Annotated in this window: 22 protein-coding genes; 16 read left to right on the forward strand and 6 right to left on the reverse strand. The window is 61.1% G+C overall.

Annotation, left to right across the window (positions count from 1 at the left end; translation table 11 throughout):
- Positions 1 to 9: 9 nt before the first annotated feature.
- A complete protein-coding gene (locus AC1DYQ_RS22180) occupies positions 10 to 312 on the reverse strand; it encodes an urease subunit gamma (protein WP_007874763.1) in 303 nt (100 codons plus the stop codon).
- A gap of 165 nt (positions 313 to 477) precedes the next feature.
- On the opposite strand from AC1DYQ_RS22180, the gene AC1DYQ_RS22185 reads away from it, so the two are divergent.
- The 4 genes from AC1DYQ_RS22185 (at position 478) to infA (ending at position 6159) form a co-directional block, all read left to right on the forward strand.
- Positions 478 to 4008 carry a hybrid sensor histidine kinase/response regulator gene (locus AC1DYQ_RS22185; RefSeq protein ID WP_477688648.1) on the forward strand — a complete coding sequence of 1177 codons (3531 nt, stop codon included), beginning with the start codon at positions 478 to 480 and terminating at the stop codon, positions 4006 to 4008.
- Positions 3992 to 5023, forward strand: a complete 1032-nt coding sequence (locus AC1DYQ_RS22190) for a response regulator (protein WP_477668209.1) — start codon at positions 3992 to 3994, stop codon at positions 5021 to 5023. The genes AC1DYQ_RS22185 and AC1DYQ_RS22190 overlap by 17 nt, the downstream gene beginning before the upstream one ends.
- Before the next feature lie 579 nt (positions 5024 to 5602).
- Positions 5603 to 5839 carry a hypothetical protein gene (locus tag AC1DYQ_RS22195; protein ID WP_477668208.1) on the forward strand — a complete coding sequence of 79 codons (237 nt, stop codon included), beginning with the start codon at positions 5603 to 5605 and terminating at the stop codon, positions 5837 to 5839.
- A gap of 62 nt (positions 5840 to 5901) precedes the next feature.
- Positions 5902 to 6159, forward strand: a complete 258-nt coding sequence (gene infA, locus AC1DYQ_RS22200) for a translation initiation factor IF-1 (RefSeq protein WP_092132708.1) — start codon at positions 5902 to 5904, stop codon at positions 6157 to 6159.
- A 100-nt stretch (positions 6160 to 6259) separates the two neighbouring features.
- Here the strand turns inward: infA and AC1DYQ_RS22205 are convergent, their stop codons facing one another.
- Both AC1DYQ_RS22205 and AC1DYQ_RS22210 read right to left on the reverse strand, forming a co-directional pair.
- The gene (locus AC1DYQ_RS22205; RefSeq protein ID WP_477688618.1) at positions 6260 to 7615 is read right to left on the reverse strand and encodes a dicarboxylate/amino acid:cation symporter; all 1356 of its coding nucleotides are present in this window, start codon (positions 7613 to 7615) and stop codon (positions 6260 to 6262) included.
- Positions 7616 to 7735: 120 nt separating this feature from the next.
- The gene (locus AC1DYQ_RS22210) at positions 7736 to 8353 is read right to left on the reverse strand and encodes a DUF502 domain-containing protein (RefSeq protein WP_477688619.1); all 618 of its coding nucleotides are present in this window, start codon (positions 8351 to 8353) and stop codon (positions 7736 to 7738) included.
- A 210-nt stretch (positions 8354 to 8563) separates the two neighbouring features.
- Between AC1DYQ_RS22210 and AC1DYQ_RS22215 the strand changes: the two genes are divergently transcribed.
- The 6 genes from AC1DYQ_RS22215 to AC1DYQ_RS22240 all read left to right on the forward strand — a co-directional run bounded on the left by AC1DYQ_RS22215 (position 8564) and on the right by AC1DYQ_RS22240 (position 11867).
- On the forward strand, positions 8564 to 8788 hold the full coding sequence (locus AC1DYQ_RS22215) for a hypothetical protein (RefSeq protein WP_477688620.1): 225 nt from the start codon (positions 8564 to 8566) through the stop codon (positions 8786 to 8788).
- The gene (locus AC1DYQ_RS22220; protein WP_477688621.1) at positions 8785 to 9156 is read left to right on the forward strand and encodes a hypothetical protein; all 372 of its coding nucleotides are present in this window, start codon (positions 8785 to 8787) and stop codon (positions 9154 to 9156) included. Before AC1DYQ_RS22215 ends, AC1DYQ_RS22220 begins: the two co-directional genes overlap by 4 nt.
- Positions 9153 to 9326, forward strand: a complete 174-nt coding sequence (locus AC1DYQ_RS22225; RefSeq protein ID WP_477688622.1) for a hypothetical protein — start codon at positions 9153 to 9155, stop codon at positions 9324 to 9326. The genes AC1DYQ_RS22220 and AC1DYQ_RS22225 overlap by 4 nt, the downstream gene beginning before the upstream one ends.
- A 292-nt stretch (positions 9327 to 9618) precedes the next feature.
- On the forward strand, positions 9619 to 9858 hold the full coding sequence (locus AC1DYQ_RS22230) for a hypothetical protein (RefSeq protein ID WP_457282139.1): 240 nt from the start codon (positions 9619 to 9621) through the stop codon (positions 9856 to 9858).
- A gap of 116 nt (positions 9859 to 9974) precedes the next feature.
- Positions 9975 to 10787, forward strand: coding sequence for a hypothetical protein (locus AC1DYQ_RS22235; RefSeq protein WP_477688623.1), 813 nt, complete (start codon positions 9975 to 9977; stop codon positions 10785 to 10787).
- A 357-nt stretch (positions 10788 to 11144) separates the two neighbouring features.
- Positions 11145 to 11867 carry a hypothetical protein gene (locus AC1DYQ_RS22240; RefSeq protein WP_477688624.1) on the forward strand — a complete coding sequence of 241 codons (723 nt, stop codon included), beginning with the start codon at positions 11145 to 11147 and terminating at the stop codon, positions 11865 to 11867.
- 482 nt (positions 11868 to 12349) lie between these two features.
- Here the strand turns inward: AC1DYQ_RS22240 and AC1DYQ_RS22245 are convergent, their stop codons facing one another.
- Positions 12350 to 14728, reverse strand: a complete 2379-nt coding sequence (locus tag AC1DYQ_RS22245; RefSeq protein WP_477688625.1) for an ATP-dependent DNA helicase — start codon at positions 14726 to 14728, stop codon at positions 12350 to 12352.
- Positions 14729 to 14978: 250 nt separating this feature from the next.
- Between AC1DYQ_RS22245 and AC1DYQ_RS22250 the strand changes: the two genes are divergently transcribed.
- Both AC1DYQ_RS22250 and AC1DYQ_RS22255 read left to right on the forward strand, forming a co-directional pair.
- Positions 14979 to 15917 carry a DedA family protein/thiosulfate sulfurtransferase GlpE gene (locus tag AC1DYQ_RS22250; RefSeq protein WP_457282135.1) on the forward strand — a complete coding sequence of 313 codons (939 nt, stop codon included), beginning with the start codon at positions 14979 to 14981 and terminating at the stop codon, positions 15915 to 15917.
- 367 nt (positions 15918 to 16284) lie between these two features.
- Positions 16285 to 21840, forward strand: a complete 5556-nt coding sequence (locus tag AC1DYQ_RS22255) for a PAS domain S-box protein (RefSeq protein WP_477688626.1) — start codon at positions 16285 to 16287, stop codon at positions 21838 to 21840.
- 109 nt (positions 21841 to 21949) lie between these two features.
- Here AC1DYQ_RS22255 and AC1DYQ_RS22260 read toward each other — a convergent pair whose 3' ends face one another.
- Positions 21950 to 22399: a VOC family protein gene (locus tag AC1DYQ_RS22260; RefSeq protein ID WP_477688627.1), complete on the reverse strand. Its 450-nt coding sequence runs from the start codon at positions 22397 to 22399 to the stop codon at positions 21950 to 21952.
- A gap of 287 nt (positions 22400 to 22686) precedes the next feature.
- Here AC1DYQ_RS22260 and AC1DYQ_RS22265 point away from each other — a divergent pair, with 287 nt between their 5' ends.
- Complete coding sequence (locus AC1DYQ_RS22265) at positions 22687 to 23688, forward strand: transporter (RefSeq protein WP_477688628.1); 1002 nt, start codon at positions 22687 to 22689, stop codon at positions 23686 to 23688.
- Between the two features lie 50 nt (positions 23689 to 23738).
- Here the strand turns inward: AC1DYQ_RS22265 and AC1DYQ_RS22270 are convergent, their stop codons facing one another.
- Positions 23739 to 24176, reverse strand: a complete 438-nt coding sequence (locus AC1DYQ_RS22270; RefSeq protein ID WP_477688629.1) for an EF-hand domain-containing protein — start codon at positions 24174 to 24176, stop codon at positions 23739 to 23741.
- A gap of 215 nt (positions 24177 to 24391) precedes the next feature.
- On the opposite strand from AC1DYQ_RS22270, the gene AC1DYQ_RS22275 reads away from it, so the two are divergent.
- The 3 genes from AC1DYQ_RS22275 to AC1DYQ_RS22285 are packed head-to-tail and all read left to right on the forward strand — an operon-like array spanning position 24392 to position 25650.
- The gene (locus AC1DYQ_RS22275; RefSeq protein ID WP_477667664.1) at positions 24392 to 24862 is read left to right on the forward strand and encodes an ArsR/SmtB family transcription factor; all 471 of its coding nucleotides are present in this window, start codon (positions 24392 to 24394) and stop codon (positions 24860 to 24862) included.
- A complete protein-coding gene (locus AC1DYQ_RS22280) occupies positions 24745 to 25218 on the forward strand; it encodes an SRPBCC family protein (RefSeq protein ID WP_477667663.1) in 474 nt (157 codons plus the stop codon). The genes AC1DYQ_RS22275 and AC1DYQ_RS22280 overlap by 118 nt, the downstream gene beginning before the upstream one ends.
- A 54-nt stretch (positions 25219 to 25272) precedes the next feature.
- Complete coding sequence (locus AC1DYQ_RS22285) at positions 25273 to 25650, forward strand: VOC family protein (RefSeq protein ID WP_477688630.1); 378 nt, start codon at positions 25273 to 25275, stop codon at positions 25648 to 25650.
- Positions 25651 to 25671: the final 21 nt, after the last annotated feature.

Raw genomic sequence — 25671 nt, forward strand, 5'->3', positions numbered from 1 at the left:
GGGTAGTGCTTAAACAATCGGCTGGTGCACGGTGACCAGCTTGGTACCGTCGGGAAAAGTCGCTTCGACCTGGATGTCGGGGATCAGCTCGGGGATGCCGTCCATCACGTCGGCGCGGGTCAGCACTGTGCGGCCCTCGCTCATCAGCTGGGCGACGGATTTGCCGTCGCGGGCGCCTTCCATGACGGCGGCGCTGATAAGGGCTACGGACTCGGGGTAGTTGAGCTTGAGGCCGCGGGCGCGGCGCCTTTCGGCGAGCAGGGCAGCGGTAAAAATAAGGAGCTTGTCTTTTTCTCGGGGCGTCAATTCCATGGGGCTCTCTCAGGGCAGGCTGCCGGCTTGGGGATGCTTGCCGGGGTGCAAGAATGGTGCCATAAGAAACGTGAGCCACCAAGGCCGCCCCGGGTAGGACGCATGGCACAGAACATGCACCTGAAGACGGTCAATCACTCCGCGCCCGGCGCATCTGCCCACCCTATGGACGCCCCGCTCACGCCCCAGCTGCCGCCACTGCCGCCCGAAGCGGCCGGGGCCGCGCCTATGGCGGCTGAAGCGCCGCCGGTGCAGCGCATCATCAAGGTCAGGCGCGACTACAACAGCTGGGTGGCGAGCGAAACCATGGAAGACTATGCGCTGCGTTTCACGCCGCAGCGCTTTCGCAAGTGGTCCGAGTGGCGGGTTGCCAATACCGCGTTCGGCGCGGCTTCCTTCCTGATCCTGGAAGCTGTGGGCGCCACGCTGCTGGTGAAGTACGGGTTTACCAACGCCTTCTGGGCCATCATGGCCACCGGGCTCATCATTTTCATGGCGGGCCTGCCCATCAGCATTTACGCGGCGCGCTATGGCGTCGACATGGACTTGCTGACGCGCGGCGCCGGTTTTGGCTATATCGGCTCCACGCTGACCTCGCTGATCTACGCCTCGTTTACCTTTATCTTTTTCGCGCTGGAAGCGGCGGTCATGGCTTACGCGCTGGATCTCGCCCTGGGTATCCCGCCCAGCTGGGGTTACCTGATCTGCGCGCTGGTGGTCATTCCGCTGGTAACCCATGGTGTCTCTGCCATATCCCGTCTGCAGGTCTGGACGCAGCCCTTGTGGCTGGTCATGCTGGTGGTACCTTTTGTTTATGTCTTTCTGCGTGATCCCGGTGCGTTTTCGGGCGTTTTGCACTACGGAGGGGAAACTGGAACGAATGGCGAATTCAATTTGCACCTGTTTGGTGCGGCTTTAACGGTCGGAATCGCGCTGATCACCCAGATGGGCGAGCAGGCCGACTATTTGCGCTTCATGCCGGTGCAGACTGACGCCAACCGCTGGCGGTGGTGGGCCGGTGTGCTGGCGGGCGGGCCTGGCTGGGTGTTACTCGGCGTGGTGAAGATGCTGGGCGGCGCTTTTCTGGCCTACCTGGCCATTTCCAACATGGTGCCGCTGGACCGGGCCGTAGACCCCAACCAGATGTACCTTGCGGCCTACGAGTATGTCTTTCCGAATTACGGCATGGCGGTGGCGGCCACGGCGCTGTTCGTGGTGGTGTCGCAGCTCAAGATCAATGTGACCAACGCGTATGCCGGTTCGCTGGCGTGGTCGAATTTTTTCTCGCGCATCACGCACAGCCACCCTGGGCGGGTAGTCTGGGTGGTGTTCAACACGCTCATTGCCTTCATGCTGATGGAGATGAATGTGTTCCAGGCGCTGGGCGATGTGTTGGGGCTGTATTCGAACATCGCCATCGCCTGGGTGATGGCTGTCGTCGCCGACCTGGTCATCAACAAACCGCTGGGCCTTTCTCCCAAAGGCATTGAATTCAAACGGGCCCACCTGTACGACATCAATCCGGTCGGTGTGGGCGCCATGGCGCTGGCTTCGCTGTTGTCGGTTACAGCGCATCTGGGGCTTTACGGCGAAACGGCGCGGGCTTTTTCCGCGGTGATCGCCATGGGCACCGCATTTGTGGCCGCTCCCCTGATCGCATGGGCGACCCAGGGCCGTTACTACATTGCGCGCAGCTCCGGAGCGACTGCTTCCGACGGTTCTTACAAGCGCTATGCGACGCAGCAGTGTGTCATTTGTGAACGCGCTTACGAAGGCCCGGACATGGCACACTGCCCCGCCTACCAGGGGCCCATCTGCTCGCTGTGCTGCACGCTGGACGCGCGCTGCGGCGACCTGTGCAAGCCGCACGCCAGCCTCTCGGCGCAGTGGTCGGGTGCGCTGCGCTGGCTGCTGCCGCGCCGCACCTGGCCTTACCTTGATACGGGCCTGGGCCATTTCCTGCTGCTCATGCTCATCATCGTGCCGCTGCTGGCCAGCGTGTTCGGCCTGCTTTACCACCAGGAGATCAGCGCGCTGGCGGACATCGAACCCTCCGAGCCGGCTTTGCGTTCAGGTTTCATGAAGGCGTACATGGCCTTGCTGGTCATTGCCGGCCTGGTGGCCTGGTGGCTGGTGCTGGCGCATAAAAGCCGCCAGGTGGCTCAGGAAGAATCGAACCGCCAGACCCATTTGCTGATGCGCGAGATTGAGTCGCACCGGCAAACAGACGAGGCGCTGCAACAGGCCAAGCTGGTGGCAGAAGAGGCCCGCCGCCATGCCGACCAGGCCAACCAGGCGAAAAGCCGCTATATCAGCGCCATCAGCCACGAATTGCGCACGCCGCTCAACAGCATCCTGGGTTACGCGCAGCTGATGGGGGAAGACAACGCCATAACTCCACACCGCAAACAGGCGGTCAGCGTCATCAAGCGCGGGGGCGAACACCTGCTCTCGCTGATCGAGGGAACGCTCGATATTGCCCGCATCGAGGCGGGCAAGCTCACGCTGAATGTCAAGCCCATGCATTTCGCCGACTGTGTGCACGAGATGGCCGGCATGTTCGAGCTGCAGGCCGCCGCCAAGGGTCTCGGGTTCCGCTTTGAGACAAGCGGTCATCTGCCGGAGCTGGTGCGGGCCGATGAGAAACGCGTTCGGCAGATTCTCATCAATTTGCTGGGCAACGCCATCAAGTTCACGGCGCAGGGCCAGGTGATTTTCAGGTTGCGCCACGCGCGCGAAATGGCCTACATCGACATTGAAGATACCGGCCCGGGCATGGGTGAGGCGGAGTTGGCGCAGATTTTTGAGCCCTTTGCACGCGGGGCTACAGCCGGCCAAAGCGCGGAAGGTACACCGGGCGCCGGTTTGGGTTTGACGATTGCCAAGATGCTGACCGACCTGATGGGTGGCGAGATGACGGTGGTCAGCACCCCGGGCGAAGGCTCGATTTTCCGCATCCGGCTGTTTTTGCCCGAAGTGCACGCGGCCGCAGGGGCCGTCAAGGATGCCGCCACCAAACCGGCAAGACGCCAGCCGCGCGGCTATGAAGGGGTTCGCCGCAAGCTGCTGGTGGTCGACAACGAAGAGCCCGACCGTGAACTGCTGGTGCAACTGCTTGAGCCCATGGGATTTGAATTGCGTACCGCCGCCAGTGGTCACGATTGCATGGACCTGCTGGCCAGCGGATACCGGCCCGACGTGATCTTCATGGACCTGGCCATGCCGGGGATTGATGGCTGGGAAACCCTGCGCCGTGTGCGTGCGTCAGGGCACGAGGACATTCATCTCGCCATTGTTTCCGCCAACGCATTCGACAAGGGCGCCGAGAACGATGCCGGCATCCTTCCCGAGGACTTCATCCTCAAACCGGTGCGCCACACCGAATTGATCGACTGGCTTGAGCGGCGGCTGGCCCTCAGGTGGCGTTATGACCTTCCTGTGGATGATCGCGCGCCTGTAGCTCAGGCTGCGCCACCGCGTGTACTGCCCGATGCGTCTCAACGCGCGGCCCTGCTCGAGGTCGTCAATCTCGGGTTTTACCGGGGCATCATGAACAATCTGGCAGAGATTGAAAGGCAGCGGCCGGAGGCCGCGGCCTTTGTGGACGAAATGCGCGTGCTGGCGCGGCAATTTCAGTTTGAAGCCATGGGCCGCCAGCTAGCGAACAAGGAGACGGGCCATGAGCAGCGTGCTTGACGACGGACCAACGCTGGATCGAAAACTGGACCGCACACTGGACCGGGCCAACAGCGATATCGTGCTGATTGTGGACGACGTACCCGACAACCTGTCGGTCCTGCACGATGCGCTCGATGAATCGGGCTATACCGTTCTTGTGGCCACCAGCGGCGAGGCAGCGCTGCAGCGTGCGCTGCAGGCTTTGCCCGACATCGTCCTACTCGACGCCATGATGCCCGGGATGGACGGCTTCGAAGTTGCCAAACGCCTGAAGGCCATGGCTGAAACGGCGCATATCCCCATTATTTTCATGACCGGCCTCACGGAAACCGAGTACCTCGTGGCGGCCCTGGAAGCCGGTGGAGTGGACTACGTCACCAAGCCTATCAAGCCCAAGGAAGTGATGGCACGCATGGGCGTGCATTTGCAGGGTGCCCGCCGTGCCAGGCAGGAAGCGCGGCAGGCAGGGCAAGCACGCAATGCGTTGGACGCTTTCGGCTACGCCAGCATCACGGTGCGCATGGGCGGTGAGGCAGACGGGAAACTGATCTGGCAAACGCCGCTGGCGCGCGACCTGCTCATGCGCTATTACGGTACGTCCGCGCCGCAAACACCCGAACCTGTACTCAACTGGTTGCGTCGCCACATGGCGGAGGCGGAGCGCCAGGTTGAGCCGCCGCGCCTGGCGGTGGAGCTTGGTCCGCGGCGCCTGACCTTCCGGCTGCACCAACAGACCGGCGACGGGGACCGCGGCGGTGACTGGCTGATCGTCATGCGCGAAATTTCCGACGACGCAGTGGTGGAAGCCATGAGCCTGAGCTTCAAGCTCACCGCCCGCGAAGCCGAAGTGCTGTATTGGGTGGTCAAGGGCAAAACCAACCGTGATATCGGCGATATCCTGGGTTCCAGCCCGGCGACGGTGAAAAAGCACCTGGAACGGGTGTATGCCAAGCTGGGCGTCGAAACCCGCACCGCTGCCGCGGGTATGGCGATGAACCGCATACGGCAGCTGCACCCGCAGTTTGAGGGCTAGATATGGCCCCCACGGTCGCTCACTGCGTGTAGCTTCCTGCCCCCCAAGGGGGCCGCTGCGTCTGCGGCCCGGCAAAGCCGGTTCCGCGGCCCCTGCTTGCAAGAAGAAGGGCTGCCTGGCGCTGTATGAGGGGCAAAGATGGAGCCCCCACGTTCGTTCGCTGCGCGTAACTCTCTGCCCCCCGGGGCCGCTGCGCCTGCGGCCCCTGCTTGCAAGAAGGGGGCTGGCCGGCACCGTATGAGGGTAAAAAGCGTGATTTACGCCGGGCGGTTACAATAAGAGCTTCGGTAAAGCATCAGCTTTTTTCATCGAGGCCTTTTCCCAACAGGCTTCCTTCTCAATTGCGGCGCTTCCCAGAGCCCGAATCCACAGTGTTTTCAGTGCCCATACAGCCCTGAACCCTCTCAACACTGTTCCGTTTTTCCGGCGAGCACTATTCCCGACAGTGCCACGCATGGCTCAACCAGCCCAGCCCCTGACAAGGGCCAGGTGGGTGGACACCGAACACCCGCCGGCTTGCTCGCAAGCCGATTACTCCTTATTTATCAAGCCGGGACACATACCCGGCACGGACTTTTTATGAACGTAGATCACACCAAAATCGCGGTGGGCAAGTACCTTGTCTCACCACTGGCCAAGCAGCAAGGCGAACGCTACGCTGCATCGGTCTCCATCCGCTCAGGCAGCGGCAGCGCCACGCATGACCGCGTGATGCGCTTCAGCGGCCTTTTCGACAGTGCGGCCGCGGCCGTGCATTACGCGACGGAACATGCCCTCGGCTGGATCCACGAGCGTTCGACGCCGGCCTGCGCATAAGCCTTGCCAGCCCTTACAACAGACATCACTGACAATTTTTCCAATTCCCTAGGAGTTACATCATGGCCAAAGAAGAACTGATTGAAATGCATGGGCTGGTAGACGAAGTGTTGCCTGATTCGCGCTTTCGCGTCACGCTCGACAACGGCCACAAGCTCGTGGCTTACACCTCGGGCAAGATGCGCAAGAACCACATCCGCATTCTTGCGGGTGACCAGGTGTCGCTGGAGCTCTCGCCCTACGACCTGAGCAAGGGCCGCATCACCTTCCGCCATATCGCTGGCCGCGGCCCCGGCCCGGCACCGCGCCAGGCTCGCTAAACCGGCGGCTCGTCGCGCCCCAAAAAAGCACAAAGCCCGGCAGGCGGAGAATCCTCCGTTTGCCGGGCTTTGTTGTTTTTCCCTGAACTGTGAACAGGCCCTAGCGCCGGCCGGTCGCCATGTGCTCGGTCTTCTTGTTGATCAGCACTTCGGGCTCCTGGGCCTCGACCCAGGTTTCATTGTTGAGCCCGGTCTGGAGCCGCTCGGTGTCCAGATCATTCGTCCATTTGGCGACCACTATCGTGGCCACGCCATTGCCGATCAGGTTGGTCAGCGCCCGCGCTTCCGACATGAAGCGGTCAATTCCCAGAATGAGCGCCAGTCCGGCCACAGGCACGGTACCCACCGCCGACAGCGTGGCGGCCAGCACAATGAATCCGCTGCCGGTGATGCCTGCCGCGCCTTTCGAAGTCAGCAATAGCACCGCCAGCAGCGTGAGTTCCTGCGTGAGGGTCATGGGCGTGTTGGTGGCCTGCGCGATGAACACCGCCGCCATCGTGAGGTAGATTGACGTGCCGTCCAGGTTGAACGAATAACCGGTCGGGATCACCAGGCCGACGGTGGTTTTCTTTGCGCCCAGGTTCTCCATCTTTTCCATCATGCGCGGCAGCACGGACTCGGACGACGAGGTGCCCAGCACGATCAGCAGCTCTTCCTTGATGTACTTGATGAACTTCCAGATGCTGAACCCGTGCAGGCGCGCAATGGTGCCCAACACCACGAAGATGAAGATCAGGCAGGTCGCATAGAAAGCGGCCATCAGCTTGCCGAGCGACACCAGGCTGTCCACGCCATAAGCGCCTATAGTGAAGGCCATTGCGCCGAAAGCGCCTATGGGCGCCACCTTCATGATGAAGCCGACAATGGTGAACAGCACATGCGAGGCTTTCTCGACGAAGTCGAACACCAGCGTGCCGCGCCCGCCGAAACGGTGCAACGCGAAGCCGAACATCACCGCGATCAGCAGCACCTGCAGAATTTCACCCTTGGCAAAGGCATCCACCACGGTGGACGGAATGATGTTCATGATGAAGTCGGTCGTGCCGACCATCTTTCCGGGGCCGGTATAGGCCGCGATGGCCTTGGTGTCCAGCGTGGACACGTCGACATTCATGCCTTCGCCCGGCTTGAATACGTTGACCAGAACCAGCCCGATGATCAATGCGAAGGTGCTGACGACTTCAAAGTACAGCAGCGCCAGGCCACCGGTCTTGCCGACCTTCTTCATGTCCTCCATGCCGGCGATGCCGATCACGACGGTGCAGAAGATGATGGGTGCGATCATCATCTTGATGAGCTTGATGAAGCCGTCGCCCAGCGGCTTCATGAGCTTGCCGGCCTCAGGGTAAAAATGCCCCAGCAGCACACCGACGATCACGGCGCAGATCACCTGGAAGTAGAGCGATTTGTAAAGGGGTGGCTTGCGGCTTGTCTTCGTTGTCGTTGTGCTTGTCATGGCCGGGTCGCATCAGCGAATGCGCGGGTTGTGGGGGACGGGTTCAATATAGCCACGCCACGCGATTTGTCCATGTGGGAAACCACAGATAACAAATCTTTACGCCGCTCCAGCGTAAGCTCAGCCGGCCGGGCTGCCGCTGCCAGTACCCGCGGCCGGCGGGCGGGCCATCCACGCAATCAGTGACGAGCGCATGGCTTCTTCCACCGACATGTCGATAGGCTGCACCCACTCCGTCGGCACAAACACCGTGTAGCCGCCGATCATGTAGCCCATGGGCAAATAAACCGCAACACGCTCACCCGGAAGGAATCCGGAAGGCAGGTCGGCAAAGCTGCGGCGTGTGATCAGGCCCACGATTTCCATCGCGTGCCCAGGCATGCGCAATATCACCACGCTTTGCTCGCCCTGCTTGCCCGAAGGTGAAAAGTAGTCGGCAAAACTCTTGAGCGACGAGTAGATGCTTTTGACCACCGGCAAATTGGTAAACGGCAATTCCGCAAAAGACAGCACTTTGCGCACACTTTGCTGGGATACGAGGAAGCCAATCGCCAGAATGGTCAGGATGCCGAACACCAGGCCCATGCCGGGCAGGTAAAAACTGCCGATGAGAGGGCGCAGGATCCACAGGGCGGCAGTTTCCATCCATGCCAGAAAGATATAGAGGAGGTATACCGTCAGTGCCACCGGCAGGATGGTGATGAGGCCACGAAAGAAATATTTATAGAGGCTTTTCATGGGCTTTTCGTTGGCTTTTCGTTAAGGCGCGCTGCGCATGGTGCATTTTTCTGGCTAGCCTGCAATATAACCATTTCGCATGACACACCTCGCCAGGGAGGGTGTCGGTCTTCTCCTACATTTTCACGGTACTAATCACTGCCGGGTGTCACAGTCTCTTGCTTAAACTGTCGCAGTGCAGCCGTTACCCAACATTAGCCAAATTACCCGTTGCTGCTTCAAGGCAATAACAAAAATCAATCAACCCACAGCCCCAAGCCCAGTGCTGACATGAACCCGGACCCAGGTCTTCTTCCCGCTCACATCGTGCTTGCACCTGAGCAGGTGCCGATGCTGAAAGTTACCTTTCATTCCCTTGATATTTTTCGGCTGCGCTATCAACTGCGCAATAACGTCATGCCTGGCCATCCCGGCCTTTTTCTAGGATATTTATGAGCCAATCCACGCTGGTCAATGCGCAACTCAATGCCCCCTTGCGTTCCCTTGCCCTGACAGTCGAAGAACCCGCGCCAGGCGAATTTTGCTGGCGCATCCTGGAGAGCCACGCGGATTCTCTGGTGTTTGAATCGGTGTCCTGCTCCGATATCAGTTTTGCCGCATATGACACTGCATTGGCCACCGGTTACGGCGAGTTGCAGCGCCTGATCGGCCCCGACCTGCAATACGGCCCGCGCAGCGACGAGCCGCAGCAGGTCGATCTTTTCGGTGCTGCCAGTTCTGCGAAGAAAAATACGGCGGCCGGCAGCCCGGAAATCCGTGCGGCGAGAGACACCGGCATCAAACCGGGTGCGGTACCTGCGTGAAACCCGATCTGCAAGCGGAGTACGTACGGCTTCGCGCACAGCTTGAAGCCCTGGGGGCGGGACCGGTAAAGAATTTTCCGCGCATAGACCAGCTCATCGATGAGCTTGAAAAAATTCAGCTGGCCATCAAGGCCGAGCACGGCCTCAAGGGCAACAATCCCAACGAATAGTCCGCCGGATAAATATGCAGAAACAAGGGGGACCGCGGCATGTGGCGAGTGCGGCCCCATTCAGCGCGGAACGCGCAAGAAATCTGGGCAACCTCGAGTCATTGAATCAGGCCCAGGTGTTTATATTGGTTCGGTGCGTAGCATTTTGTGACCTCGCTTGTCCTACATGACAGGCCGTACCGGACCGACGCCATGTCCCAGGCTCCCCTCGTAAATTGGAATTAGCTGGCAATACGGCCAGCCATTTACCAACCCTGATTGCCTGTGATGGGCATGACTTAAGGAGCAAGACATGAAGTTTTCCAAATCCCTGGCCTCTGCCGTAGCCGCCGCCGCTGTTGTGAGCACCATTGGCCTGGCATACGCCCAGACCGAAACCCCAACGGCACCAGCTGCGCCTGCAGAGTCGTCCGGCCAGACCATGCAAAACCAGGACACCACCACCCCTAGCAGTGCGGCACCTGCCACCACGACTGAAAGCAACACGGCTGGCTTCCAGACCGAGCGCCCAGCACAAGCTGACCGCAACTAAACCCAGACCGTCATGCACCTTGGTGTGACACCGCTCCGGTTTGCCATGTCTTTTAAGGCGCGGCTTCCGGAGCGTTTTCACATGGCTGCCGGATCGTCATTGTTTTAGCGCAGGCCATGCGTCGTATTTTCATGAACATGTTTGCGTCGCCCACGCCCTCGGCCGGCGATGGGCCCGGCACCAGCCGCGCAGACGTTCTTGACGGCATCAAGCAAGGCATCTTGCTGGGCTCGGCACTGCTTGTCCTGACATTGCCGCTTTTTCATGCCCGTCCGGTTTCTTCTCCGGCCCTGAACCCCATCCCTTCCAGCGCCTTGCAGCTGGCGCCGTCTTTGCGCTTTGCCGATTTTGGTGAAGAGCCTGCGTCGGATGAGGCGCGGCAGGTTGCCAATTGGGTGGTTGCCTCGGGGGACAACCGCAGGCTTTTCTTTATCGTCCTCGACAAGATAAATACCAAGGTTTTTGTTTTCGAACCCTCCGGCAAGTTGCGCAGCGCCACGCCCGTGCTGATCGGTGCGGCGGTCGGCGATGATTCCGTGACCGGTATCGGCGGGCGGCCCATTGCGCAGGTGCAACCCCACGAACGCACCACACCGGCGGGCCGGTTTATGGGGGAGCCTGGCCGCAACACCTTGGGTGAAGATGTTGTCTGGGTGGATTACGAGGCGGCTGTTTCCATGCACCGCGTACGAACACTCGAGCCCAAAGAGCGCCGGCTGGAAAGGCTTGCGTCTCCCGGTACCGAGGACAACCGTATTTCCTACGGGTGCATCAACATGCCGGTGGCATTTTTCGAAGATGTACTCAAGCCCGCGTTCAATGCGAGCTATGGCGTGATTTACGTTTTGCCGGAAATCAAACCACTGGCTGAGGTTTTTCCTGCCGCCCATGCGCTTGCCGCAAAACAGGGGCTTCGCCCCGCCGCCTGACACCCGCCTGTTCGCTCCTTCGATCACCTCTCGCGAAGAGTGAGTTGTAACAACCCCTGACGTACTGTTGCGCGCTCGCATCTCCCATGCGAAAAATGCCCACATGTGGCCGCTGTTACCAAATTCCTGAGTAGCTAAATCTGGCTGCAAAAAAAGCATTGCATGACAATGTAGCAAACGATTTATTGCTATTAAAAGCATAGCAAAATTCCAGAGGATTTCAGGGTTTTTCCGTTGTGAACATTTGCTTGCATCGCTAACATGGTGCAACCACAGCCGGGCTCCTACCCAAAAGGTTCGAGGCCGGCTTTTTCATGTGCTCCGCACATGGCAATGAATTCAACCCACGGGATCAGGATGTTGTTCAAAGGAAAGGCACTGCGCGCAAAAACCGTCTGCACGGCGGCTATTGCCTTTCTCGCTGCGATTCCCGCATGGGTATCGGCCACTCCCACAGACCTGCAACCGGTGCGCAGCCCCGATGCCGTGATGCCGGTGCCGGGTGCCGGCAATTCCGCTGACATGACACTGGTGGCGGCATCGGCCGATGCACGCTACGCCCTGCGCTGGATCATGAACGCACGCGATAACCAGGGCCTGCCATTTGTGGTGGTCGATAAAAAAGGCGGGCGCATTTTTGTGTTCGACGCCACAGGGCAATTGCGCGGCGCATCGCCCGCATTGACCGGCCTGACACCCGGCGACCACACGGTGCCGGGCATGGAGCAGCGCAACGTCGCCAGCCTGCGCGCAGACGAACGCACCACGCCGGCAGGCCGGTTTGTTTCCGAACCCGGCCACAACCTTCACGGTGAGGCTATTGTGTGGATCGACTACACGGCCAAGCTGGCAATCCACCGTCTTCGCCCTGCGGCTCCGGCAGAACGCCGCGCCGAACGGCTGGCTTCTGAAACACCTGACGACAACCGCATTTCGCTGGGGTGTGTCGTAGTGCCCGTCAATTTCTACGAAACCGTCGTGAACCCCGTGCTGGGAAAAAGCCATGGCGTGGTGTATGTCCTGCCTGAAACCCAGCCCGTGCAGCGCATGCTGGGCGCGCTGCAGTTCAGCCAGCGCTAAATCCTCAAAGCAGCTTCGCTAACGCCTCTGCATGCCGGGATGCTGCCGGTCCCTGGCCTGTGATTTGTGGCAACTGCCAGAACGGCGAACAGCATTCCTTGCTGATTGAGGTGACAAGGTTGCTATCATTTTCGGAGCTGCTTGCGCCCGTCCCGATTGACCTGCAGGCCGATTTTGCTTGAATTCTGGGTGTTTTCATGCTGGACTGCAGGCGGGCGAGCCGCACAACTACACGCGCGTCAGCGATTCCTTACTTGCAGCAAGCCTTCAGGCTGGCATGGCCGCCCCCGGACGCAATCTACATTGAAGTTGTCTTCAATTTGACAACTTTCAGGAGAATCAAATGCCTCTCATTGCCTGGTTACTGGGTGTTCCCCTTAGTGTGGTTCTTATCCTCATGCTGCTGGGCGTGTTTTAGGCCCCGCATGGTGAGCGGCCTTTATGGCCGTACAGGCAAAAGCCCGCGGACGCGGGCTTTTGCTTTAGTGATTCAGGGAGTGGGGCTCCGACAACGCCGCGGCCGGTTCCCGCCGCCTGGCGCGCAGCCGCGCCACTTTCCACCATCCCGGCAGCAGGCTTTGTACTTCGGGCCGGGTGAAGCGGTCGTCCATGAGATAGACCACGCCGCGGTCCGAGGTGGTGCGTATGACCCGTCCGGCCGCCTGCACGACTTTCTGCAGGCCGGGATAAAGGTAGGTGTAGTCGTAGCTCTGGGCCGCGCCGAAGTTGACGCCCATGCGTTCGCGGATCTGCTCGTTCACCGCATTGACCTGCGGCAGGCCCAGTGTGGCGATGAACGCGCCTATCAGCCGGTCGCCCGGCAGGTCTATGCCTTCGGCGAACGAGCCACCCAAAACCGCAAAGCCTATGCCTTGCGAGGCCGGCGTGAAGCGCGCCAGGAAGGCGTCGCGCGCGGCTTCCTCCATGCCGCGCGTCTGTTCCCACACGGGAATATGCGGGTAGCGCCGCCGGAACAGCGTGACCAGTTTTTGCAGGTAGTCGTAGCTGCTCAGGAACGCCAGGTAATTACCAGGCCGGCTTTCATACTGGCGCGCCATCAGGTCGACGATGGGCGAAAGCGAGTCGTCACGGTGTTGAAAGCGCGTGGAGACGTCGCTCACCACCGAAACCTGCAGCTGCTCGGCCAGGAAGGGTGACTCCACCTCTGTCCACACGGTGCCGGCCGGCAGGCCCAGCGTGTCGGCGTAGTAGTTTTGCGGGCTCAGCGTGGCGGAGAAGAGTGCCGTCGACTGCGCGGCGGCAAAACGCGGCGCCAGGAAGGGCGCAGGCACCACGTTGCGGATGTTGAGCACCGCGAGTTGCTGGCCGAGTACCTGGCCCAGCGCGTCGCGGCCGGCTTCCTGCTGCAGCGTCACGTCAAACAGCGAGTGTTCGCCGAAGTCTTCAGCCATGCGCGAAAAGTGCAGTGCCTCGAAATAAAAATCCTGCAGTTCGCCGTCCATGCGGGTCGGGTTGGCCAGCAGGAAGTCGGTGATCTGGGTCAGCGCCTGCGCCAGGGTTTTCAGAAAAGGCACGGGCAGCTCGGGATGGACCTGGTAGGCCTCGCCGCGCGCCTGCTGCGCCTCCTGCAATTCCAGCAGGCTGCGGTTGAGCCGCTCCAGTGCGCCGCGAACGGCGCGGGGCGCGGTGGCGTGCACCTGTTGCAGCTGCGCCTGGCTCAGCGTGGCTGAGTACATCTTGCGCGCGCGCTCCACCAGGTTGTGCGCTTCGTCCACCAGCACGCCTACGCGCCACTGGTTGCCCACGGCCTGGCCGTGCAGCAGCGCGCTGGTGTCGAAGTAATAGTTGTAGTCGCCCACCACCACGTCTGACCAGGTGACCAGTTCCTGGCTCAGGTAGTAAGGGCACACATGGTGGGCCAGCGCCAGTTCACGCAGCGCCGCCTTATCTAGCGGGCCTTGTGCGGCGGCATGCTGCACCGCAGCGCTGCGCGCCTGGGGCAGCCGGTCGTAAAAGCCCTGGGCGAGCGGGCAGGCGTCGCCGTGGCAGGCCTTGCCCGGGTGTTCACAGGCCTTGTCACGCGCCACCAGCTCCAGCACGCGCAGCGGCAGAGCCGTCGTGCTGCCCTTGATGCGGTCCAGCGCATCGAGCGCCAACCTGCGGCCCGGTGTTTTGGCCGCCAGGAAAAACAGCTTGTCGAGTTGCTTTTTCGGCACAGCCTTGAGCAGCGGGAACACCGTGCCAATGGTTTTTCCGATGCCCGTGGGCGCCTGTGCCATCAGGCAGGTGCCGGCCTGGGCTGTCTTGTAAACCGCTTCGGCCAGCTCGCGCTGACCCGGCCTGAATGCGGGGTGCGGAAATGCCAGCGTGGCCAGCGCAGCATCACGCGCCTGGCGGTGCGCCAGCTCCTGGTTGGCCCAGCCCAGAAAGCGCTCGCACTGCGTTTCAAAGTACTCCTTGAGCGACGCGGCGGAAAAATGTTCGGTCAGCGGTGTTTCCTGCGTGCTGGCCACGTCAAAGTACACCAGTGTCAGGTTGACGTCCTGCAGCTTTTTGGCTTCGCAAAGCAGCCAGCCGTAAATCTTCAGCTGTGCCCAGTGCAGGTGCCGGCGGTTGTCGGCCATGGCGTGCAGGTCGCCCCGGAAAGTCTTGACCTCTTCAAGCTGGTTGCGTTCAGGGTCGTAGCCATCGGCACGGCCGCGCACCTTCAGGGTCTTGTACTCGCCCTCCAGGCTGATTTCGGCCTGATAAGACTCTGAGGACTCTGCACGGCGCGACGCCACCATGGCGTGCCCGGCCATGCCTTCCTGTGCGGAAGGTGATGGCGTAAAACGCAGGTCCAGGTCGCCATGCTTGGCGGTGAACTCGCACAGGGCCCGGACAGCCACAAGGTATTTCAATCGGTAGTCGCTCTCTGAGTCACATGAACAGGGGAAGGGTTCATGGTAGCGCAGGCGCCGGGCGCCGCCTCCCAAAATCAGCCCAAATAACCCGAATTGCCCGAATTGTTCTCCCTATGGAAAAAGAACATTCACCGGGCCACCATTTACTGCTGCGCTGTAGCCGTCTACATTGCATCAATGGGCAACAAAAGCGGAGCTGAACGGCTTTGCAGCCCGCAACGACCCCCGCAGAAAGTAACGCGATTCCATGGAACAGATCATTGTGTGGCTCGAGCACTACGGGCTCGCCGCCGTTTTCCTGAATGTCGGGCTGGAACAGCTCGGCTTGCCGATTCCCGCCTATCCGGTATTGATCCTCACCGGCGCGTTGAGCTTTAACGGTCAATACTCCGCAGCAGGCCTTATCTTCACCGCCGTGCTGGCTTGCCTGGCCGCGGACAGCGTCTGGTACTGGGCCGGCCACCGCTACGGCAGCCGTGTGCTGAAAACGCTATGCCGCATTTCGCTGTCGCCCGACTCCTGCGTGCGGCAAACCGAATCCATCTTCACGCGTTGGGGCGTCAAGTCGCTCATTCTGGCAAAGTTCATTCCCGGGTTTGCTTCGCTGGCCACGGCGCTGGCCGGACGCACCGGCATTCCCTTCGGCCGCTTTTTGGTTTTTGATGCGCTGGGTGCAACGCTTTACGCCGGTGCCGGTGTGGGGATCGGCATGATTTTTCATGACGCGGTGGCCGACGTGCTGGCCATTTTCGAGCAGATGGGGCGCATCGGGCTGATGGTGCTGCTGGCTGCGTTTGCGCTCTTCCTGGCGCACAAATGGTGGCAGCGGCAGCGCTTTTACCGGCAGCTGCGCATGGCCCGCATTTCACCGCAGGAGCTGCTGCAGCTCACGCAGCAGAACAAGCCTGCAGTCATCCTGGACGTGCGCACGGAGCTGGCGCGTGCCGGTGGCGGCATTATTCCGGGAGCGCTGGTCTGGTCGGACCTGGACCGAACCCGGGCATCGCTTGACATCCCGCACGATGTCGCCGTGGTCGTTTATTGCGCTTGCCCCAACGATGCTTCTGCAGCCCTGGTGGCCAAGCGCCTGATGGCGGCCGGGTTCAGCAATGTCAGGCCGTTGCACGGCGGGATTGATGCCTGGCAGGCGGCCGGGCTGGCGCTGGAATACCCCCAGACTGCCTGAGTGGAGTGGTGGTAATAATTGCCAAATACCGAACCGGCAATTCATGTAATTCCGAGGACCTATTAACTGCCGTCATAGGAGGTCTTAAGTATGCAAAAACTAGGCCAATCTAATCGAAGGCACGGCCAAAAGAAATCAGGGTGTTGTCCTATAGTGCAATTAAATGCAGCATTACACACTTGCACTGCGGCAGCTACAGAAAGCGGGGCCTTGATAGAGCCGCGCACCTTTGCAAAGAAAGTCACCACCGGCGGATGAACCCCAGTTTGCCAAGCGCATTCACCGCAGTCCACCGTGAGCCTGGCCTGATGGGTGCGCCCATGCCCCTGCCGCGTCGGCCCGGCACGGTTACCGGTCAGGTGCCGCGATGAAACGCGACGAGACGGCAGAGCAGTCCCAGCAGCGCATGCAGGCTGAAGCGCTTGCGCTGGCAGCCGCCAATGATGCGTTGAAGCTTGAGATCGTTGAGCAGCAGCGACTGGTCGAATCGCTCAGGGACGACATCAGCAGCTTGCGCAGCCTGGCCACCGTCTCGGCGGACTGGTACTGGGAGCAGGACGCGGAGTACCGTTTTACCGACTTCACGGCCGAGTACAGCAGCAAGTCACAAGATAAGGATCTCGACAGTTCCGTCGGCAAATGCCGCTGGGAACTGCCTGGCGCCCTGCCGGTCACCATGTCATGGGAAGACCACCGCGCCGTACTGGCTGAACGCAAGCCTTTCCGCGATTTCGAATACATACGCGTGCTGGAGGATGGCGTCGCGCACTATTTCTCCATCAGCGGCGTGCCGGTGTTCAACAAGCATCAGGAGTTCATGGGTTATCGGGGTATCACGCGCGATGTCACGGCCAGCAGGCGCGCGGAGGAAAAAGAACGCAAAGTCGCCCGCCTGCTCGACGACATCGTTGAGAACATTCCGATCGCCATGAACCTGAAAGCCGTCACGGACCACCGTTACGTCGCATGGAATCGCGCGGCGGAAGAGCTTTATGGTTTCACTCGGGCGGAAGCGCTGGGCCATACCGTCCATGATCTGTGGCCCAAGGCCCATGCCCACAACATGCATGCCTCGGATCTCGCCCTGATTGCTGCCGGCAAGATGCAGGAATTCCCCGACCGCCTTGTCCAGACCAAGCACAAGGGTGTCATTCGCGTGCACATGCGCAAGGTTCCGCTGAAAGATTCCAGTGGTGTGGTGACGCACGTCCTGGTTACGGCGGAGGACATAACCCAGCAGCTGGCGGATGAAGAGCGCTTGCGCAGCAGCGAGCAGCAGTTCCGTAGCCTGACCAGTCTTTCGTCCGACTGGTACTGGGAAACCGATGCCAATTTCCGCTTCACCAAGCTGTCCGGCGGCCAGACGGAAGAAGCCAAGCGCGCGATCAAGGAGCATCTCGGTAAAACACGCTGGGAGATCGACCACAGCCAGGCCAACCAGGAAATGTGGGCACATCACCGCGCCCTGCTGGAGCGTCACGAAGTCTTCCGGAATTTTGAATACGAACGCGTAGAAAAAGACGGCAAGCGCGTGACCTTGTCCATCAGCGGAGAGCCAATGGTGGACGCCAAAGGCCGCTTCACCGGCTATCGGGGCGTGGGTAGCGACATCACCGCGCGGCTGGAGGCCGAGGCCAAACTGCGCCGCAGCGAAGAGCGCTTTCGCAGCCTCACCGGTCTTTCGTCCGACTGGTACTGGGAACAGGACACAAACTTCCGCAACGTCTTTGTCTCCAATGATCCGCAACGCTTCGCCCTGGGAACCCAGGTCATTGGAGAGGGGCAATGCCGATGGGACCTGCCTAACTCCACACCGCTTGTCGGCACATGGGACGAGCACAAGGCGGTGTTACAGGCGCATTTGCCGTTCCGCAATTTTGAATACCGGCTGACCAAGGAGGATGGCAGCGTCGTTTACCGCAGCGTCAGCGGGGAACCGGTGTTTGGCGACGATGGAACCTTTGCGGGTTATCGGGGTGTGGGCGCCGACATCACGTCACGCAAGGAAGTGGAGATCGCGCTGCGGGTCGGCGAAGCCCGCTTCCGGGCGGTTGTGGGTGCCTTGGCCGAAGGCGTGATCCTGCGGGACGCCCAAGGGCATATTGTCGATTGCAATGCCAGTGCAGAGCGCATCCTCGGCCTGGCCCTGGCCCAGCTGAAAGGCCAGACCTCGGTCGAGCCGGAATGGCAAAGATTCCGTGAAGACGGCACGCCAATGCCCAGGGAAGAGTGGCCCAGTGTTGTCGCCGTGCGTACCGGCCAGCCACAGCTGAACCGTGTGGTGTGCCATCGCAGGCCCGACGGCAGTGAGTTCTGGGCGCTGATCAACGTGCAGCCCCTGGTGGACGGGAACGGCGCCCCGTCGGGGTATGTCAGCACCATTACCGACATCAGCAAACGCCGGCAGGCTGAGCAGGAAATCGTCCGGCTGAACGTCAACCTGGAAAAACGCGTGCTGCGCAGGACCGCCCAGCTGGAAGTCGCCACCCGGGAGATCGAGGCCTTCTCATATTCCGTGGCGCATGACTTGCGGACACCGTTGAGCACCATCGACGGATTCTGTGCGCTGCTTGAAAAAGCGGTTCCACCTGAGTCGGGGGAGCGCGCGCATCACTTCATGGGCCGCATACGCAGCAGTGTGCGCCGCATGGGTGAGCTGACCGACGGTTTGCTGTCCCTGGCCCAGTTGTCGCGGACCAGCCTGAACTGGGAGTCTGTCGACATCAGCACCGAGGCGGCCAAGATCATCAAGCAATGGACGGAAAACGATCCAGACCGGCGGGTGCGGATCACTGTCGAGCCCAACCTGTGGGGCCGGGCGGACGTTGCGTTGCTGCGTCAGGTGCTGGAGAACCTGATCGCCAATGCATGGAAGTTCACCTCGAAAAAACCGCACACCGAAATCCTGGTCGGAAAAGAAGCAGGGCCCGAGGACCAGGTGGTTTACTTTGTGCGGGACAACGGTGCCGGCTTCGACATGGCGTATGCCGACAAGCTCTTCGGCACCTTTGAGCGGCTGCATTCACCGGAAGAGTTCGCCGGCAGCGGCATCGGGCTGGCCACGGTCAAACGCATCATTACCCGTCACGGCGGAAAAATCTGGGCCAAGTCAGCAGTGGGTGAGGGCAGTACCTTTTATTTCACGCTCGGAGGCGAGCAGGCCGGGGCCATGCCGGCTGAGGGGGACGTGTTTGACGATTCAGGCGTTGCGCTGACGGACGGCGGCGCCAGTGCGTTCGAGGACGCCGGAGAAGTAAGTCCCAAGGGGGCCGGCCCCATCAGCACGGACAACGATGTCTTCACGGTCAGTGACCAGCAGTTCAGCAATGCGTTTGAACACGCGGCCATCGGGATGACGCTGATCGGCATCGACTCGCGCCGGCTGAAGGTCAACACCGCTTTTTGCCAGATGCTGGGGTATTCAGAGGCGGAAATGCTGTCGCGCACTATCCATGACCTGACTCATCCAGACGATATTGCCTGGGACCTGGAGCAGCGCCGCAGGGCATTGGCCGGCGAAATCGAATCGTTCCACGTCGAAAAGCGCTACATCCACAAGTCCGGCCGCACTGTCTGGGGCTACATGAGCTGCTCCCTCGTGCGCGATGCAGACAGAAAGCCGCTTCAATTTATCGCGCAGATCCAGGACATCACCGAGCGCAAGCAGACCGAGCAGGTTCTGCGTGAAAGCGAGGAACGCTTTCGCGCGCTCACGGCGCTGGCCTCCGACTGGTTCTGGGAGCAGGACGAAAACTTCCGCTTCGTCGAGGTTCCCGGCGAAGCCCCAAGCGCCTCCGGCATCCCGAAATCGGCCCATGGCAAGACTGCCTGGGAGCTCGACTACATCAACATCGAAGCCGGTGCGTTGGCCGAGTACAAGGCCAAAATAGCCCGGCACGAGGTTTTCCGCGACCTTGAAAGTACACGGCGCGACTCCAAGGGGCGGCCGCGCTACTTCAGCATCAGCGGCGTGCCGAAATTCGACGCCAACGGAAAATTCACCGGCTATCGCGGCACGGGACGCGACACCACCGAAATCCGCCGTGTCACCGAGGCCCTGCGCACCAGCGAAGCGCAGATGCGCGAAATCACCGACACCGTGCCGGCCTGGATCACTTACGCTGACGCCGATCAGCGCCTGTGCTTTCATAACCGGGCCTACGAGGAAGTCTTCGGCATGACGCAAGCGCAGCTCGAAGGCAAGACCATCCGGGACATCGTGGGCGATGAGATGTACGCCCTGATCAAGCCCCGGGTGGAAGAGGTGCTGCAGGGCTATCCGGTGGTCTACGAGCGTACGCAGAAAACCGCCCGCGGCGGCGTGCGCGACTACGTGGTCAATTATTTCCCGCGCTACGGCGACGGCGCCGACGAGGGCAAGGTGATCGGCTTCTACACGCTGGCCAACGACGTCACCGAGCTCAAACGCATTGACCGCATGAAGAGTGAATTTGTCTCGACGGTCAGCCATGAACTGCGCACGCCGCTTACCTCGATCCGGGGCTCGCTGGGCCTGATTTCCGGCGGTGTTGCCGGCCAGCTGCCCGACGCCGTCAAGACGCTGGTGGGCATCGCGAAGACCAACTGTGAGCGCCTGATCCGGCTGATCAACGACATCCTGGACATCGAGAAGATCGAGTCCGGCAAGATGACCCTGGATTTCCAGGCCATCGAACTCAGGCCCTTGCTGGAGCAGGCGCTGGCCGCCAACGAAGGCTACGGCGCGGCGAAGAATGTGCACCTGCAGCTCGAGTTTCCCGATGAAGACCTGCAGGTCAGGGTCGACAGCGACCGGCTGACGCAGGTGGTGACCAACCTGCTGTCCAACGCGATGAAGTTCTCGCCCGAAGGCGGCACGGTGGATATTCACGTGGCACGCAGCGAGACGGGCATACGCGTCGAGGTGCGAGACCACGGGCCCGGCATTCCGGAGGAATTCCGCAACCGCATCTTCCAGAAATTCTCCCAGGCCGACTCCTCCGATACACGGCAAAAGGGCGGCACGGGCCTGGGCCTCAATATTTCACGGGCCATCATCGAGCGCCTGGGCGGCAGCATCGGTTTTCATACCGACCCCGGGGTCGGTACCACCTTCTTCTTTGAACTGCCCGAATGGGTGGATTCGCCGGAGCGTACTTCAGGTTTCTCGGCACTTGTTGAACAGCGGCCGCGTGTTCTGGTTTGCGAGGACGACCCGGACATCTCCCGCCTGATCAGCATGATGCTCGACAAGGGCGGTTTTGACACCGAAATGGTGTACACGGCCAAGCAGGCCGTCGCGGAGCTGGCAAGAAGGCGGTACGCCGCCGTCACCATAGACCTGAAGCTGCCCGACCAGGACGGCATTGCGCTGATCAGGGCGCTGCGCGCCCAGCTGCATACACGCGACGTGCCGATCGTGGTGGTGTCGGCCTCGGCGGCCGAGGGGCGGATCCAGTTCAACGAGCAGTCCCTGACCGTATCGGACTGGCTGGAAAAACCCATCGACGAGAACATGCTCGTGCTGGGCGTGCGGCGCGCCATTGCGGGTTCGGTCGAAGCCCGCGCCGTCATCCTGCATGTTGAAGACGATCCGGACATCCAGCGCATCGCAGCGACCATTGCCCAGGGGTTTGCGACCTTCGTCTTTGCCGACACGGTGCAGGAAGCACGCGACAGGCTGAAGGAACAGCGCTTCGACCTGATCCTGCTGGACCTCAGCCTGCCGGGCGGCTCCGGCTGGGATTTGCTCAAGGACGTCGAGGCCATGGACGGTCCGCCGCCGGTGGTGATTTTCTCGGCGCTGGAGGTGGACAGGCTTCAGGCCACACGGGCAGCCGCCGTGCTGGTCAAGGCCAAAACCTCCAACACCGAGCTCCTCGAAACCTTGCGGCGCGTGCTCGGGCAAAGCAATTCTGCGGGATCGCCGACGGACGAAGCCTGAACCTGTACCGGGCCCGCGGCGGGCTACGGGGTTCCTAGCGCGCTAGTGAATAAATCCGGGCTGTAGCCTTTACTGTCGGGCGCAAGCAGCTATGTTTTTCATAGCAAATTCACGCAGAAGGCGTGGTCATCAACGCGGTATAGCGGCGCTGCATTTCTTCTGGCGACACGGTTTCAATGCTGTGCCCCACACTCCAGCGGTAGCCTGCCGGATCGCGAAAGCTGCCCGAGCGCTCACCATAAAACTGGTCTTGCGCCGCCATTTCCAGCGTGGCGCCGGCTTTCAGCGCACGCGCAATCACATCGTCGCAGTTGTCCACATGCAGGTGCAGCGTGACGGTGGCCGGCGCGCCGGCATCGGGCGCCCGGGTGCCGTACTCCGGGAATTCTTCCGACACCATCAGCGTGGCGCCGTCAAAGTCCAGTTCGGCATGGCCGATGCGGCCATCGGGTTCTGTGAGCCGGAATTTTTCCGTGGCACCAAAAACCGAGATGTAAAACGCCATGGCCTTTGCAGCACTTTTGACATGAAGGTAGGCAAACAATTCGTGGGTGGCCATATCGTCTCCGTCGGTGATGTGAAGGAACCAGGCGAGGCCTGAGGTGCTGCCAGCCTGTCCTGAAATTATGAAGCGCATTGGGGCTCAGTGACAACCCGGCGTGCTGCGGGCATGCACCGCCAGGCCAGGCGCCAGAAGAACGCGGCCACGCTACTGTCACCGAACCGTCATGCAAAGGCAACACACTGTATGACCGCCACTGCCCGGGGCAGGTCACCCGATACCGGCTGCCCTGCGCCTGCAATGTCCGATTCACTCCAATTTTGACTACTTCACGCCACTTCTGAATGGACATCACTTATGGCGCCGACAGAACCGGCCTGCTCTGCGGCTACAGGTTTGAAAACGGCGCGCCCGGCATACCGGTAGATCTCCTGGAGGCGGCCGCTTGGCTGCAGGACAAAACCCCCAAGGGAAAATCAGATTTCGTCTGGCTCCACTTCAACCTCAGTGACGCCGCGGCAGAGGCGAGCATCCGCAAGCATCTGCACGCCGTACCCGAGTTCTTCGAGGCCTTGCACGCCGGCTCAAGGTCCACCCGCATAGAAGATGCGCACGACACGCTGATTGCTGTCGTCAACGATGTTGCGTATGAATTCGCGTTTGACCCGGCTGAAATGTCCAGCCTGTGGCTGAACGTGGCGCCCCATATGGCGCTGAGCGCGCGCTCCCATCCCCTGCGTTCCATCGACCGCATGCGTGACGCCATCAAGAACGGCAAGCCGCTGGCGTCATCGGTGTCTTTTCTGAACCAGCTGCTGCGCGAGCAGGGCGATGTGCTGGTGCGCATCGTGCGTGACGCCACTGTCCAGGTGGACGTGGTGGAGGATAAATTCCTGATCGGCCGCCTGCATAACCGCCGGGCTGACCTGGGCAAGCTGCGGCGTGTGCTGGTGCGGCTGCAGAGGCTGCTGGCGCCGGAGCCCGGTGCGCTGTTCCGCCTGCTGCGGCTGCCGCCGCCATGGGTCAGCGAGCGCGACCTGGAGGAGCTCCGCCAGGCGACGGAAGAATTCTCATTGACCATCCGGGACATGTCCGAGCTGAAGGAGCGCATCAAGCTCCTGCAAGAGGAAATTGCCGCGCAGGTCAGCGAGGAGACCAACCGCAGCGTCTTCATCCTGACGATGGTCACGGTACTGGCGCTGCCCATCAACATTGTTGCCGGCCTGCTGGGGATGAATGTGGGCGGCATCCCCCTGGCCGAACATCCCCACGGCTTCATGGTGATCGTGGGGATTATTGGCGTTTTCACCGCCTTCGCGGCCTGGTATGTTTACCGGAAAAAATAGCTTTCACAAGCCATTTCCCGCGTCACCATTTGCGCAAGCCGGCGCGTCGTTTACTGGGGTTTCGGCCCGTTCATGGCACGTTCAAATTCTTCGCGCGACAGCATGTTGTCCTTGTTGGTGTCGGCTTCGTCAAAGTGTTTGGAGACACCGCGAAAGTTGGACGCCTCATCGCGGCTGACTTTGCCGTTGTTGTCCTTGTCCATGAAACTGAACGCGCGCTCAAGGTCTCTGGCCGCGTATTTGGGAGTGGGGGAAGCCGCGGCAGCGGAGGGTTGCGATGCACCGGCCGCAGGCGCCGACGCAGCGGCGGCCGGGTCTGCCGCCTGCGCATGCCCGCGCGGGGCGTACAGCACGGCTGCTGCGGCCAGGGCCAGCGCCACTGCACCCACGTAGCGGGCTGCCACACGGTGGCCGGGCGTAGGGAAGGTTTGTTGCGCGCTGGACAAAATCATCGGGGTCGTGAAAGGTGAATGAGATGAATGGTTCATACCCTGATTGGATGTCAATTCACGTTTCAGTGCCAGCCAACTTGCAGGGTGTTTCGCCGCTTTACAGGGTAGGTGCAAGCCGACACATTTATTTGCACGCTCAAAAAAAGCGCTTCACCCCGGCGGCCTGTCCACAAATCGTGCGTACATAAAGAAACAGATTTCCCGGGCCAACCGGGTTGACAAGCCTCATCATTTATCAAATACTAAGCCAAATGGTTAAGTATAAAAATGATGCGCAAGAAGAGACCCTGAACGCCGTATTTGCCGCACTGGCAGACCCGACGCGGCGCAAGGTGTTGCAGGCCCTGGAACAGGGCAACCTGTCCGTCGGCGAGCTGGCCCAGCCGCACGGCATGTCCTTGCCCGGTTTCATGAAGCACCTGCGGGTGCTGGAAGACGCCGGCCTGGTCAGCCGCGCCAAGGATGGCCGCGTCGTCAACCTGGCGATTTCACCCGAGCCCATGCAGGAGGCCGCCATGTGGCTATCCCGTTACGAGAAATTCTGGTCCGAGCGCCTTGACGCGCTGGGCCGCTACCTTTACCAGCAAGAGGAGTTGAACCCGCCATGGAAAGAAGCACAGCGCAAGGCAAACCGTCCGCCGGCCCGTCCGTCGACATCACCCGCCACTACCCCGTCGCTCCCGAAAAAGTCTGGCGCGCGTGGACCGACCCGCAAGCACTAGCGCAGTGGTTCGGCCCCGACCCGGCCGGCGTGGTGACCATTGCCGACATGGATGTGCGTGTGGGCGGCCGCTACCACATCCAGTTCGGCGTGCCGGGCGGGGAAACACACAACGTGAGCGGCACTTACCTCGAAGTCGAACCACACCGCAAGCTGGTGTTTGACTGGGGCTGGAAGAGCACACCGGAACGCGTGTCGCGGGTCACGGTCTCGCTCAAACCTTCCGGGGCCGGCACCGAGCTGGTGTTCAAGCATGAGCGCTTCTACGACCTGGCCGCACGCGACAGCCACAACGAGGGCTGGGCCGGCGCTTTCCTCAAGCTCGACAAACTGTTTGTTTCATCGGCTGTGACCTGAAAGTCACCCCAAACCGCCACCGCTGTTCAGCCCCAACCCCAGGAGAGACGCACCATGCTTGCCAATCGAAACGCCATGGCCACCATCGCCGTCAAGGACCTTGCGGCGGCGAAGAAATTTTATGGAGGCACACTCGGCCTCACCCCGCTTGAGACCGCCGAGGAGGGCGTGCTCAGCTACCAGAGCGGCACCGCCACCGTGGTGGTGTATGTCTCGTCTTTCGCCGGCACCAACAAGGCCACGTCCGCCACCTGGGGCGTGGGCGACGAGTTCGACAACATCCTGAAGGCGCTCAAGGCCAAAGGCGTGGTGTTTGAGCACTACGACATGCCCGGCATGACGCTGCAAGGCGATGCGCACGTAGCGGGCGACTTCAAAGGCGCCTGGTTCAAGGACCCGGACGGCAACATCCTTCACATCCTGAACCAATAGGCCACCGTTCCAGCAACTCGA

Source organism: Polaromonas sp. P1_F4 (genome assembly GCF_056405675.1).